12 protein-coding genes are annotated in these 12,501 nt (G+C 65.3%); 5 read left to right on the plus strand and 7 right to left on the minus strand.

Annotation, left to right across the window (positions count from 1 at the left end; all coding sequences use genetic code 11):
- Positions 1 to 79 precede the first annotated feature (79 nt).
- The 3 genes from AAFG16_RS19130 (at position 80) to AAFG16_RS19140 (ending at position 2,410) form a co-directional block, all read left to right on the plus strand.
- A complete protein-coding gene (locus tag AAFG16_RS19130) occupies positions 80 to 1,108 on the plus strand; it encodes an NAD(P)/FAD-dependent oxidoreductase (RefSeq protein ID WP_342740214.1) in 1,029 nt (342 codons plus the stop codon).
- 107 nt (positions 1,109 to 1,215) lie between these two features.
- Positions 1,216 to 1,815 carry a DUF2147 domain-containing protein gene (locus AAFG16_RS19135; RefSeq protein ID WP_283085851.1) on the plus strand — a complete coding sequence of 200 codons (600 nt, stop codon included), beginning with the start codon at positions 1,216 to 1,218 and terminating at the stop codon, positions 1,813 to 1,815.
- A 247-nt stretch (positions 1,816 to 2,062) separates the two neighbouring features.
- On the plus strand, positions 2,063 to 2,410 hold the full coding sequence (locus AAFG16_RS19140; RefSeq protein WP_283085852.1) for a hypothetical protein: 348 nt from the start codon (positions 2,063 to 2,065) through the stop codon (positions 2,408 to 2,410).
- A 61-nt stretch (positions 2,411 to 2,471) separates the two neighbouring features.
- Here AAFG16_RS19140 and AAFG16_RS19145 read toward each other — a convergent pair whose 3' ends face one another.
- From AAFG16_RS19145 to AAFG16_RS19155, 3 genes are all read right to left on the minus strand, one after another.
- Positions 2,472 to 2,741: a hypothetical protein gene (locus AAFG16_RS19145; RefSeq protein ID WP_283085853.1), complete on the minus strand. Its 270-nt coding sequence runs from the start codon at positions 2,739 to 2,741 to the stop codon at positions 2,472 to 2,474.
- Positions 2,742 to 2,925: 184 nt separating this feature from the next.
- Positions 2,926 to 4,290 carry a HAMP domain-containing sensor histidine kinase gene (locus tag AAFG16_RS19150; protein WP_283085854.1) on the minus strand — a complete coding sequence of 455 codons (1,365 nt, stop codon included), beginning with the start codon at positions 4,288 to 4,290 and terminating at the stop codon, positions 2,926 to 2,928.
- Positions 4,287 to 4,967 (minus strand): response regulator transcription factor, encoded by a 681-nt coding sequence (locus AAFG16_RS19155; protein WP_283085855.1) that lies wholly within the window; start codon positions 4,965 to 4,967, stop codon positions 4,287 to 4,289. The genes AAFG16_RS19150 and AAFG16_RS19155 overlap by 4 nt, the downstream gene beginning before the upstream one ends.
- A 338-nt stretch (positions 4,968 to 5,305) precedes the next feature.
- Between AAFG16_RS19155 and AAFG16_RS19160 the strand changes: the two genes are divergently transcribed.
- Both AAFG16_RS19160 and AAFG16_RS19165 read left to right on the plus strand, forming a co-directional pair.
- A complete protein-coding gene (locus tag AAFG16_RS19160; protein WP_342740215.1) occupies positions 5,306 to 6,193 on the plus strand; it encodes a MipA/OmpV family protein in 888 nt (295 codons plus the stop codon).
- Between the two features lie 54 nt (positions 6,194 to 6,247).
- Positions 6,248 to 6,940, plus strand: coding sequence for a hypothetical protein (locus AAFG16_RS19165; RefSeq protein ID WP_283085857.1), 693 nt, complete (start codon positions 6,248 to 6,250; stop codon positions 6,938 to 6,940).
- A gap of 3 nt (positions 6,941 to 6,943) precedes the next feature.
- Here AAFG16_RS19165 and garD read toward each other — a convergent pair whose 3' ends face one another.
- The 4 genes from garD to kdgD form a co-directional block, all read right to left on the minus strand.
- Positions 6,944 to 8,485: a galactarate dehydratase gene (garD, locus tag AAFG16_RS19170; RefSeq protein WP_342740216.1), complete on the minus strand. Its 1,542-nt coding sequence runs from the start codon at positions 8,483 to 8,485 to the stop codon at positions 6,944 to 6,946.
- 114 nt (positions 8,486 to 8,599) lie between these two features.
- On the minus strand, positions 8,600 to 10,048 hold the full coding sequence (locus AAFG16_RS19175) for an aldehyde dehydrogenase family protein (RefSeq protein ID WP_283085859.1): 1,449 nt from the start codon (positions 10,046 to 10,048) through the stop codon (positions 8,600 to 8,602).
- 20 nt (positions 10,049 to 10,068) lie between these two features.
- Entirely contained in the window at positions 10,069 to 11,412 is a 1,344-nt protein-coding gene (gudD, locus tag AAFG16_RS19180) for a glucarate dehydratase (protein ID WP_342740217.1), read from the minus strand.
- 26 nt (positions 11,413 to 11,438) lie between these two features.
- Entirely contained in the window at positions 11,439 to 12,383 is a 945-nt protein-coding gene (gene kdgD / locus AAFG16_RS19185) for a 5-dehydro-4-deoxyglucarate dehydratase (RefSeq protein ID WP_342740218.1), read from the minus strand.
- Between the last annotated feature and the right edge of the window lie 118 nt (positions 12,384 to 12,501).

The following is a 12,501-nucleotide window of genomic DNA, read 5'->3' on the forward strand; positions in this document are numbered from 1 at the left end:
ATCCCCGTTGGCTAGACAGGCAGGGTCACCTCTGCCCGACGGGCGCCGTCCAACCGATAACGACCGATAAAGAGACGACATGAGCGACGTGATCAAAACCGATGTGCTGATTATTGGCGCCGGCCCGTGCGGCCTGTTTGCCGCCTTCGAGCTCGGCCTTCTCGACATGAAGGCGCATTTCGTCGACATCCTGGACAAGGTCGGCGGCCAGTGCGCCGAGCTCTATCCGGAAAAACCGATCTACGACATTCCCGGCATTCCGCAGGTCTCCGGCCAGGGCCTCACCGATGCGCTGATGGAGCAGATCAAGCCGTTCCACCCGACCTTCCATCTCGGCGAGATGGTCGAGACGGTGGAGAAGATCGGCGATCCCATGTTTCGCTGCACCACCGATGCCGGCAACGTGTTCGAATGCAAGGTGTTGGTGATCGCGGCCGGCGGCGGCTCGTTCCAGCCGAAGCGCCCGCCGGTGCCCGGCATCGAGGCCTATGAAGGCACCTCGGTGCATTACGCCGTGCGCAAGATGGAGACGTTCCGCGACAAGAACGTGCTGATCGTCGGCGGCGGCGATTCCGCGCTGGACTGGACGCTCAATCTGCATCCGCTGGCCAAGCGCGTCACGCTTCTCCATCGTCGTGACGATTTTCGCGCCGCGCCCCACAGCGTCGAGCAGATGCGCGCGCTGGTCGCCGGCGGCAAGATGGATCTGCGGCTCGGCCAGGTCACCGCGCTGTCAGGTGCCGATGGTCAACTGACCGGCGCCACCGTCAAGGGCAACGACAACAACGTCAGCGAAATCGTCTGCGACACCATGCTGCCGTTCTTCGGCCTGACCATGAAGCTCGGTCCGGTCGCGAACTGGGGCATTGCACTGGAGAACAATCTGGTGCCGGTCGAGACATCGGCGTTCGAGACCAACGTATCAGGCATCTTCGCCATCGGCGACATCAATACCTATCCCGGCAAGATCAAGCTGATCCTGTGCGGCTTCCATGAGGGCGCACTGATGTCGCAAAAAGCCCATCGCTACGTCTATCCGGAGAAGCGGCTCGTGTTCCAGTACACGACCTCGTCCTCCAGCCTGCAAAAGAAGCTGGGTGTCAACTGACCGCGAGGGTGCGCACGGGCGATGCCCCATGTTTCTGGTGCTGGAATCGTTCGCGAAATCGCCGTAGTCTGCAGCCATTCCAGTTGCCGCTTAGCAAGGTGATCATAATGCGGAATCTCTTTTCCAGCTGTCGGCTGCTCCCGCTGCTCGCGCTCGCGCTGTCGATCGGCGCGGTGAGCCCGGCTGCGGCACAGGCGCAGCAGCCGACCGCCGCGGGCCTGTGGCAGAAGGTCGAAGACGGCAAGACGGTGGGATGGTTCCTCTTCATCGACCATAACGGCATCTTCGAAGGCGTGATCGCAAAAACCTTTCCGCGGCCCGGCGACAATCCGAACGAGGTCTGCGCGAAGTGCACCGACGATCGCAAGAACCAGCCGGTGCTCGGGCTCTCCTTCATCCGCGACATGAAGCGCGACGGCTTGAAGTACGAGGGCGGCAACGTCGTCAATCCGCGCGACGGCAACATCTGGAAGGCCAAGATGACGGTGAGCCCCGATGGCCAGACCCTGACCATGCGCGGCTTCCTCGGCATTTCCCTGTTCGGCAAGGACGAGACCTGGCAGCGTCTGCCGGACGCCAACCTCGCCCAGGTCGATCCCGCCATCGTTGCGAAGTATCTGCCCGCGCAGGCCGCCGCGACCAAGCCGGCGCCCACGCCTGCGGCGAAGAAGGGCGGAGCCATGAATGCGCCCGCGCCAAGGCAGTAGGCTGTCCTTGCATTCCTGAGAGTCGTCGCCGCGGCGATTTCGCCCGACGGACGCTTCCGTCGAAAGGCGCATGCCGTTGCGCGTTTCTGCCGTAGTTCCCCGGAATGCGCGTTGGCGCCGGATTTGCATAGCTGTCGCAAAGCTGCTGGGGGAACGAGTCGCCATGTCCATGCCTGCCTGACGGCGTGGCCGGCGGGCGACACCGCCTGTCCCCTCGCGGCGTCATTGTGATCCGCGGGAAGACGACATGCGATTTGCAAGACTATGTGCCGCGACGCTGCTGGCGCTATTGGCGACGTCGGCGCTGGCGCGCGATGACGGGCGCTACGCCAACTCGCCGCTCAAGCCCTGGTTCGAGAGCCTGCACAGCGAATACGGACAGTGCTGCTCGGATGCCGACGGCTACGTCGTCGCCGATGTCGATTGGGAATCCGACAAAGGACGTTATCGCGTGCATCTCGACGACGAATGGGTCGTGGTGCCCGACGGCGCCGTGATCACCGTGCCGAACAAGATCGGCCGCACCATGGTGTGGAAGCACTACGTCGACGGTCATCCGCGCGTGCGCTGCTTCATGCCGGGCAGCATGACGTGAGGGTTCGCTGCTACAATTTGTAGGTCGCGCTGCCCCGCGCGGTGTGTCCCGGCGCGAGCCGTCAGCGCGCCTCGCTCTCCGAGCCCGCGCTCGCCAGCCGCTTGACGCGCGGCGACAGCACCGAGACTTGCGCGGGGGAGGCGGGCATGCCGGCGACGATCATCGTGGGCGCGGCCGACTGCTCCTCGACACCGGCACCGCCGAGCACCTGCACCTGGGTCGTCGAGATCGGAAACGACTTGACTTCGTAAGACGGAAGCTCGCCGGCGAACGCGCCGCTGGAGCTCGCAATCATCGCACCGGCGACGGCAATCATCGAAAGAAAACGCATTGGAAAATCTCCGTTGAAGATGTCAATCGGAGGTTTGGTCGCCGCGATGCCGCGACAGGTTCGCTCGTGTGCGAACATTCGGAGGCCGCCGGCGATCTATTTGGTTGCGTTGGACGAAAGGATGAAACGCGGAAGATGTTTTTCGCGCAAATGTTTCCGGACGGTTTCGCCGAGGGGCGCCTTGCTAGCGTGCTTCCAGATCGAGCTGCCGAGAAGTCGTCGCCGCCGTCGGTTCGGGAAAACGCAGGCTCATCGTCGTGCCGCGGCCGGGTGCGGAGGAGATGACGAGCTCGCCGCCATGGGCGGCCATGATCTCGCGGACGATCGACAGGCCGAGGCCGGCGCCGCCGCCTGCGGTGTTGCCGGTCTGAAACGGCTCCAGCAGCTTTTGTTCGGCGCCGTCGGGCAGGCCTGCGCCGTCGTCTTCAACCGAGATGCTGCGGCGGTCGAGCGTGACGACGATGCGTCGCGCGCCGTGGGCGTGGATCAGCGCGTTGCCGACGAGATTGGCGAGCGCACTGCGAATGGCGGCATCGACGCCCTGCACCAGCACTGGGCCTTCCTCGGCGCGCTCCAGCGCAAGCTCGATGCCGGCGTCGAGCGCCGAGGGACCGAAATCGGCCAGCACGTCCAGCGTGATCTCGGCAAGATCGATCGGCCGCTTTTCGATCGCGTGATTTTGCAGGCGCGCCAGGTCGAGCATGGCGGACACCAGCGACGTCAGGCGGCGGACGTCGCGCACCAGCTCTGTCCTCAGGACCGGATCGGACACGTCGTCGATCTTCGCGCGCAGCAGCGTGAGCGGCGTTCGGAGCTGATGGGCGGCATTGCCGAGAAAGCGGCGCTGCATCCGGATATAGGCGTCGATCTCGCCGAACGCGCGGTTCAGCGCCTCGACCAGGGGCTTCAACTCGGAGGGGACTTGGGACAGCGATATCAAACCTCGCGGGGCCGAGGGATCGATCGCGAGCGCGCGGTGCGCGACCCGTTCGATGCCGCGCGAGACGAAACGCGCAGCAAGAGCTGAACCGATGGCGACGGTCGCCGCAAAGGCCAGCGCCACCAGCATGATCGAAAAAATCCTGCTGACGAGGAAGCTTCTTGCCATCCGGCCGAAGCGGACCTGAGGCTCGCCGACCATCGTCGTGAGCCGCAAGGAGCCCCGTTGCGCAACGGCGAGACAGAACGTGCTCTTTTGGTCGTGTGTGCTGAAGACGGACAGGCCGACCGGCCCGCGATAGGGAAAGGCGAAGGGGAGAGGCGGCCGGTGCTCGCCACCGTACTCGCTGACGAGATCGCCCACGGACACGACGTACCAGAGGTTTGGACTGTCCGCCTTCAATTCCTCGAGCGCGGGAGTCGGACGTATCGTCAGGTTTTGCCCGTCGAAATCAGTGGCTCGATCGAGAACGGCGGCCACGACCCGGCAGGCCCTGAACTCGCGTTCCTCCAACGGGTACCTCGAGACGAAGATCGCGACCATGGTCAGAAAGATCGCTGTGGCGGCGATACCGAGCGAGAACGCAAACGTTCGGGCGATCGACGTCATCGCGGCGTTGCCAGCCGCAGGATGTAACCGATGCCCCGCATGCTGCGGATCTCCACGTCGCCGCCGAAAGCGGCCAGCTTCTTCCTCAGGCGCGAGACCTGCGCTTCGAGCGTGTTGGATTCGATCTCGTCGTCGAAACCGTAGATCTCCTCGATCAGGGCGGCGCGGGTGATGACGCGGTCGCGGCGCATCAGCAGTGCGCCCAGGATCAGCGCCTCGCGCCGCCGCAGCAGGATCTTCCTGTCGGCGACCACGACTTCGTTGCTGCCGAGATGCAGCTCGACATTGCCGAGCGACAGCACCGAAGGCGCGAGCAGGCGCGGTCGGCGCAACACGGCGCGCACCCGCGCAAGCAGCTCCTGCGGCTCGAACGGCTTACCGAGATAATCGTCGGCACCGCCATTGAGACCATCGACGACATCCTCCTTGGTGTCCTTGGACGTCAGCATGATGATCGCCGGACGCTCCGGCGACTGGCTCAGCGCCGTGACCACCTCCAGCGCATCGCCGTCGGGCAGCATTCGGTCGACGATCGCAAGATCATATTTGAAATTGTCCAGTGCCTGGCGAGCATCGGCGATCGAGCCGACGAGGTCGACGATACCGTGCAATTGCCCGAGCAGGCGGCTGACATAGGCGCCGATCTGTGGTTCGTCTTCGATCACGAGGGAGCGCACGCGGGTCGTCCTTGACTCTGCCGGAGCCATAGGCCCCGATCTTGACGCTTCCTGACCGAAGTCCGGCATTTCGGTTCGTGCGCGAGTTCCGTTTAAGGCAGCGAGCTTGGCGAATAAAAGGCGGCAGCGAGAGAGCTGACCGGACGCAGCGGCGAAAATTGGGGGGCTGAGTCCAGTCCTGCAATGTTCGGGCAATGTTGGTCCGGCGGCACCGTCGGCGCGGAATGTCGCAGGGGCGATTACTCGTTGCAATGTTGGGGCAATTTTGCCGGATCACATGCTGGGGCTCCAGACCACACCAGTCGACTCGGCCAGGACGGCCGGTCCGGGGCCCCGTAATGACGCATCTCGACGAAGCCGCTCACCGCCTCACGGCGAACGTGCGGCGGACGACCGCCTTGCTTGCCGCACTCGGCACGATCACCGCAATTCCTCAGTCCGCATCGGCGCAGACCGCATTCACCCTGCCGGCGCCGCCATTCGAGCTGCCGATGCTGCCGTCGCCCTCCGGCAACTGGACCGTCATGGTCGGCATCGGCGGCGAATACACGCCTGACTTCGTCGGGTCGAAGAACGGGAGGTTTCTCCCGATCCCGATCTTCACCATCCGTCGCGCCGGATCGATCGACCAGTTTCGCGGGCCTCGCGACAGCGCCAGCATCGCGCTGCTCGACGTCGGCAATTTCCGCGCGGGCCCTGCGTTCAAATACGTCTCCTCGCGCAAGAGCGACAAATATGCCGAGCTGACCGGCCTTGGCGACGTCAAGGCGGCCTACGAGCTCGGCGGTTTCGTCGAATATTATCCGGTCGACTGGCTGCGCCTGCGCAGCGAACTGCGCCAGGGTTTCGGTGGCCACACCGGCGCGGTGGCAGATGTCTCCGCCGACGTCATCGTGCCGCTGATCCAGAGGTTGACGATCTCGGCGGGCCCGCGCTTCACCTGGAAGAGCACCAAGGCGACCGCGCCGTATTTCGGCGTCGATGCGGTGCAGGCGCTGGCATCGGGGTTGCCGATGTATGACGCAAGGGGCGGTGCGCACTCGGTCGGCTTCGGCAGCCAGATCTCCTACCGCATCAATCCGCAGTGGGAGGTCCATGCCTATGTCGAGTACGAGAAGCTGCTGGGCGATGCCGCGGACAGCCCGCTGGTGAAGCAGCGGGGATCGTCGAACCAGACCACCGTCGGCCTGGGTGCGTCCTATTCGTTCGATTTCAGGATTCGATAGGCCGCCATGCGTAGCAAGGTCATCCTATGTGTTGCCGTCGCGATCGCTTCGGTCGTGCTCGGCGCCGCCGCAGCGTTCGAGACGCGCGCGAGCCGGCTGCAGGCGATCAAGACGGTCGGTATCATCTCGGCCATCGGCGAGGAGATGAGCCTGACACAGGCCGGCCTGACAGGGTTCGGCAAGACAGAGCAAAGCGCTTCGATCAGCGCGTGGGGGCTGGACGAGTTCATCGTGCAGCAGGCGACGAGGCTCCTGAGCGGCCGCTTTCGGGTGCAGGCAGTGAGCTATCGGCGCGTCGCGTTCGCCGCTGTCAGGGATTCGCCGGTTACGCCCGTCAATCTCCTGCGCAGCGATCCGTTCAAGGAGCTCGTTCGCAGCGATGTCTCTCCGCAGGGCCTGGACGCCTACATCGTGATCACGCGGGCGAAGTCGAAGCTCGGCAACGGCCGCAACGTCGAGGGCGTCGGGCTCGCCGAATACCGGACCCTGTTTGCGGATTACGGGCTGATCCACGCGCTGTACGAAGTCCGCGTCATCGACGGCAAGTCGTTCGACGTGATCGAGAAGCGGGCCGCCGCGCCGCTCGACAATACGGCGACGATGCGGATTGCCGGCCCGAGCGGCACGGTCGACGCGACGTTCGATGGTCCGGCTTCGAGCGAACGGCTGCGCGCGGCGATTGCGGACCTCATCACCCGCAGCCTACCCGTCACGCTCGGCGACATGCACCTGATCGACGGCCAGTGACCCTCAGGTCACCGGCGCCGGATTGAACAGCGTGAGATCGTTGTGGATGCCCCAGCGATCCGACCACGGCTTGGTGCGACCGGAGGCGACGTCGAGGATCAGGCGGAACAGGTCCCAGCCGCATTCCTCGATGGTCTTCTCGCCGGTGGCGATGCTGCCTGAATCGAAGTCGATCAGGTCCTTCCAGCGCCGCGCGAGCTCGCTGCGGGTCGCGACCTTGATCACGGGCGCTGCCGCAAGGCCGTAAGGCGTGCCGCGGCCGGTGGTGAACACCTGCAGCGTCATGCCGGAGGCGAGCTGGAGCGTGCCGCAGATGAAGTCGGAGGCGGGCGTTGCCGCGAACAGCATGCCCTTCTGCGTCGCCTTCTCGCCGGGCGAGAGCACGCCGGTGATCGCGCTCGAGCCGGATTTCACGATCGAGCCGAGCGACTTCTCGACGATGTTGGCGAGGCCGCCCTTCTTGTTGCCGGGCGTGGTGTTGGCGCTGCGGTCGGCGCCGCCGCGGGCAAGATAAGAGTCGTACCAGGCCATCTCGCGCACCAGTGCGCGGCCGACGTCCTCGTTGATGGCGCGGCGGGTCAGCAGCTGGATGGCGTCGCGCACTTCGGTCACTTCCGAGAACATCACGGTCGCGCCGGCGCGCACCAGCAGATCCGCGGCGAAGCCGACGGCGGGATTGGCGGTGACGCCGGAGAAGGCGTCGCTGCCGCCGCATTGCAGGCCGATGACGAGGTCCGAGGCCGGGCAGGTCTCGCGCTTGCGGCTGTTGAGCACCTTCAGCCGCGCTTCGGCCTGGGTCATGATCGCATCGACGATCGCGCCAAAGCCGTCGAAGGCTTCGTCCTGGATGCGCACGATGGCATCGCTGACACCTTCCGGCACCAGCCGCTCCGGCGCGAGCTTTTCGCAGCCGAGGCCGACGACCAGAATCTCGCCGCCGAAATTCGGGTTGAGCGCGAGGTTTTGCAGGGTGCGGATCGGTACGACCGCGTCGGGCGCGGTGATCGCGACGCCGCAGCCATAGGCGTGCGTCAATGGCACGACGTCGTCGACATTAGGATACTTCGGCAGCAGCTCGGCGCGGATGCGCTTCACCGCATATTCCATCGTGCCCTTGACGCATTGCACGGAGGAGGAGATGGCGAGGATGTTTTTCGTTCCGACCGAGCCGTCCGGATTGCGGAAGCCTTCGAAGGTGAAGCCTTCGAGCGGCGGCAGCGGCGCGGGAACGGCGGTCGAAATCTCCAGCTTGTCGAGGGCAGGGGCCTCCGGCATGCGGATGCGCGCCTCGTCCACCCATTCGCCCGCTGATATCGGGGAGAGCGCGTAGCCGATGATCTCGCCATAACGGACGATCGGGGCGCCTTCCGCGATGTCGACCAGTGCCGTCTTGTGCCCCTGCGGCACGAAGGCGCGCAGCGTCAGCCCGCAGGCGAAGCGGGAGCCGGCGGGAAGCCCGAAATCATTGACCACGATCGCCACATTGTCGCGCTCGTTGAGCTTGATGTAGCGGGGCTGCTCTTTCGCTGCGACGTCCTGGTCCATCTGCGCTTGCCTCAGAAGCAGTAGGGTGGGCAAAGGCGCAAAGCGCCGTGCCCACCTTGTTTCACGTCGAACGTAGCTGGTGGGCACGCTTCGCTTTGCCCACCCTACGATGTCTCAGCCCGGGAAGGTATAAGCCGTCTTCACCGTCGTGTAGAACTCGCGAGCATAGGAGCCCTGCTCGCGGGCGCCGTAGCTCGAGCCCTTCCGGCCGCCGAACGGCACGTGATAGTCGACGCCGGCGGTCGGCAGGTTGACCATCACCATGCCGGACTCGCTGTTGCGCTTGTAGTGCGAGGCGTATTTCAGGCTGGTGGTGCAGATGCCGGAGGCGAGGCCGAACTCGGTGTCGTTGGAGATCGCCAGCGCCTCCTCGTAGTTCTTGGCGCGGATGACGGCGGCAACGGGCCCGAAGATTTCCTCACGCGCGATGCGCATGTTGTTGTTGGCCTCGGTGAACAGCGCCGGCTGCAGGTAATGGCCGGGATTCTCGCGCTTGAGCAGCTCGCCGCCGAAGGCGAGCTTGGCGCCCTCGTCCTGGCCGATCTTGATGTAGCGCAGGTCCTGGTCGAGCTGGCTCTGGTCGACCACGGGGCCGATATGCACGCCGGCCTTGAGCGCGTCGTCCACCGACAGGCTGTTCAGCCGCTCGGCCACCGCAGCGACGAAGCGGTCGTGGATGCCCTCGGTGACGATCAGGCGGGACGAGGCGGTGCAGCGCTGGCCGGTGGAGAAATAAGCGCCATTGACGGCGACCTCGACGGCAGTCTTCAGGTCGGCGTCGTCGAGCACGACCAGCGGATTCTTGCCGCCCATCTCGAGCTGGAATTTCTTCATGGGGTTCGAGAGCACGCAGGCCTGCGCGATCTTGCGGCCGGTCTGCACCGAGCCGGTGAAGGAGATCGCAGCGACGTCAGGATGCTCAAGCAGGGTCTGGCCGACCACCGAGCCGGAGCCGACGACGAGGTTGAACACGCCGGCCGGAATGCCGGAGCGTGTGATGATTTCGGCGAGCGCGTGGCCCGAGCCAGGCACCAGCTCGGCCGGCTTGAACACGACCGTGTTGCCGTAGCAGAGCGCGGGCGCGATCTTCCAGGCGGGGATCGCGATCGGGAAATTCCAGGGCGTGATCATGCCGATGACGCCGACCGGCTCACGGGTGAGCTCGACGTCGAGGCCGGGGCGCACGGAAGCACCCTTCTCGCCGATCAGCCGCAGCGCCTCGCCGGCGAAGAACGCGAAGATCTGGCCGGCGCGGGCGACTTCGCCGATGCCTTCCGGCAGAGTCTTGCCTTCCTCGCGCGCGAGCAGGCGGCCGAGCTCTTCCTTGCGGGCGAGGATTTCAGTCGAGATCTTGTTGAGGGCGTCGTAGCGTACCTGCGGGGTCGACTGCGCCCAGGCGGGGAAGGCGGCCTTGGCGGCGGCGATCGCTTTCTCGGTCTGTGCCTTGTCGGCCTTGGCGTATTCGCCGACGAGATCGTTGGTGTTGGAGGGGTTGATATTCTTGGTGACGCCGGAGCCGTCGACCCATTCGCCGCCGATGAAGTTCTTCAGGATCGCAGTCATGTTGTCCTCCGAGATAATTTCTAACGCACGAGGCACGGACGCTTGTCGTCGAAGGTCCAGCCGGGGATCAGGTCCTGCATGGCCATAGCGTCATCCCGGGCGCCAAGTCCATGCTTCTTGTAAAGCTCATGCGCGGCCTCGATGGCGGCGCGGTCGATCTCGATGCCGAGGCCCGGACGATCCGGGACCGCGATCTTGCCGCCGCGGATCAGCAGCGGCTCTTTCGTCAGCGCCTGGCCGTCCTGCCAGATCCAGTGGGTGTCGATCGCGGTCACCTTGCCGGGGGCGGCGGCGCCGACATGGGTAAACATGGCGAGCGAGATATCAAAGTGGTTGTTGGAGTGCGAGCCCCAGGTCAGGCCGTTGTCACGGCAGGTCTGGGCCACACGCACCGAGCCTTGCATGGTCCAGAAATGGGGATCGGCTAGCGGGATGTCCACCGCGCCCAGGCGCAACGCATGGGAGAGCTGCCGCCAGTCGGTGGCGATCATGTTGGTGGCGGTCGGCAGGCCGGTGCCGCGGCGGAACTCGGCCATGATCTCGCGGCCGGAGAAGCCGGCCTCGGCGCCGCAGGGGTCCTCGGCATAAGCGAGGATGCCGTGCATGTCCTTGCAGAGGCTGATCGCCTCGTCGAGCGACCAGGCGCCGTTGGGGTCGAGCGTGACGCGCGCGTTCGGAAAGCGCTTGGCGATGGCCGTGACGGCCTCGATCTCCTGCTCGCCGCGGAGCACGCCTCCCTTGAGCTTGAAATCGGCGAAGCCGTAATGATCGTGGGTGGCCTCGGCGAGCCGCACCACCGTCTCGGGCGTCATCGCCTCCTGGTGGCGGAGGTTGAACCATTCCGCCTTGCCGGCCTCGCCCTGGATGTAGTCGAGCTTGCTCTTGCGCCGATCGCCGACGAAGAAGAGATAGCCGAGCGTCTCGACGCTCTTGCGCTGCTGGCCTTCGCCGAGCAGGGCTGCGACCGGCAGATTGAGATGCTGGCCGAGCAGATCGAGCAGCGCGGATTCGATCGCCGTGACCGCGTGGATCATGACGCGGAGATCAAAGGTCTGCTTGCCGCGGCCGCCGGCATCACGGTCGGCGAAGGCGGTGCGGATGTCGGCCAGGATGTTGTTCATCGCGCCGACGGTCTTGCCGATCACGAGATCGCGGGCGTCCTGTAGCGTCTGCCAGATCTTCTGCCCGCCAGGCACCTCGCCGACGCCGGTGTGACCGGCATTGTCGGTGAGGATGACGATGTTGCGGGTGAAAAACGGCGCATGCGCGCCGCTCAAATTGAGGAGCATGCTGTCGCGGCCGGCAACCGGGATCACCTGCATCGCCGTGACGATCGGTGCGCCGGAGATTTCCGTCTGGGCCATCGCACGCTCCTCCCTGTTGCCTGCTGTTATTCTGCAGCCTGTTGTGACGATCGTGCGGCGGGCAGCTTCTTCACCAGCGCGGCCAGTTCCGCGATCTCCTGCTCGGTGAGATCGGTCAGCGGCGGACGGACCGGGCCGGAGTCGCGGCCGATCACCTTCATGCCGGCCTTGATGATCGAGACCGCATAGCCCTTCTTGCGGTTGCGGATCGCGATCAGCGGCAGGATGAAATCCTTCAGCCCGGAATGGATCGCCGCATGGTCGCGCGTGCGCACCGCGGCATAGAAGTTGGTGGCGAATTCCGGCACGAAGTTGAATACGGCCGACGAGTAGGTCGTTACGCCCATGTCGAGATAGGGCAGCGCGAAGGTCTCGGCGGTCGGCAGGCCGCCGACATAGGTCAGGCGGTCGCCGAGCTTGGTGTAGACACGCGTCATCAGCTCGATGTCGCCGATGCCGTCCTTGTAGCCGACGAGGTTCGGGCAGCGCTCGGCGAGGCGGGCGAGCGTGTCGGGCTGCAGGATGGCGTTGTCGCGGTTGTAGACGATGACGCCGATCTTCACCGAGGCGCAGACCGCCTCGACATGGGCGGCAAGGCCTTCCTGCTCGGAATGGGTGAGGTAGGGCGGCAGCAGCAAGAGGCCGTCGGCGCCGGCTTTCTCGGCGCCAATCGCGATCTCGCGGGCAATCGCGGTGCCGTAGCCGGTGCCGGCGAGCACGGGCACGCGGCCCTTGGTCTCGTCGACGGCGACCTTGACGACTTGCGGAACCTCGGTCGGGGTCAGCGAGAAGAACTCGCCGGTGCCGCCGGCGGCGAACAGGCCTGCGACGTCATAGCCGCACAGCCAGTCCATGTTGGCGCGGTAGGTCGCCTCGTCGAAGGAGTAGTCCGCCTTGAAGGGCGTAACGGGGAAGGACAGGAGGCCCGATCCGATCTTCTGGGCCATTTCCTGCGGGGTCATCTTGCTCATGGGCGCTGCTCCCTTGTCTCGTGTTGTGGAGGACGCAAGCAGGAGGCCGCGCGTCCATGCGCCGTGGTTTAGGAGACGGCTCGATGCGCGTCCAAGCCAAAGCCTATATCGACCGATG

The sequence above is a fragment of the Bradyrhizobium sp. B117 genome, assembly GCF_038969555.1.
GTDB lineage: Bacteria > Pseudomonadota > Alphaproteobacteria > Rhizobiales > Xanthobacteraceae > Bradyrhizobium.

What these genes read in the sequence shown, in the direction of transcription:
- AAFG16_RS19145 (WP_283085853.1), bottom strand. Translation starts at nt 2,741, where the DNA reads ATGCGTTTTCTTTCGATGATTGCCGTCGCCGGTGCGATGATTGCGAGC.
- AAFG16_RS19140 (WP_283085852.1), top strand. Translation starts at nt 2,063, where the DNA reads ATGCGATTTGCAAGACTATGTGCCGCGACGCTGCTGGCGCTATTGGCG.
- gudD (WP_342740217.1), bottom strand. Translation starts at nt 11,412, where the DNA reads ATGGCCCAGACGGAAATCTCCGGCGCACCGATCGTCACGGCGATGCAG.
- AAFG16_RS19175 (WP_283085859.1), bottom strand. Translation starts at nt 10,048, where the DNA reads ATGACTGCGATCCTGAAGAACTTCATCGGCGGCGAATGGGTCGACGGC.
- garD (WP_342740216.1), bottom strand. Translation starts at nt 8,485, where the DNA reads ATGGACCAGGACGTCGCAGCGAAAGAGCAGCCCCGCTACATCAAGCTC.
- AAFG16_RS19160 (WP_342740215.1), top strand. Translation starts at nt 5,306, where the DNA reads ATGACGCATCTCGACGAAGCCGCTCACCGCCTCACGGCGAACGTGCGG.
- AAFG16_RS19150 (WP_283085854.1), bottom strand. Translation starts at nt 4,290, where the DNA reads ATGACGTCGATCGCCCGAACGTTTGCGTTCTCGCTCGGTATCGCCGCC.
- AAFG16_RS19135 (WP_283085851.1), top strand. Translation starts at nt 1,216, where the DNA reads ATGCGGAATCTCTTTTCCAGCTGTCGGCTGCTCCCGCTGCTCGCGCTC.
- kdgD (WP_342740218.1), bottom strand. Translation starts at nt 12,383, where the DNA reads ATGAGCAAGATGACCCCGCAGGAAATGGCCCAGAAGATCGGATCGGGC.
- AAFG16_RS19130 (WP_342740214.1), top strand. Translation starts at nt 80, where the DNA reads ATGAGCGACGTGATCAAAACCGATGTGCTGATTATTGGCGCCGGCCCG.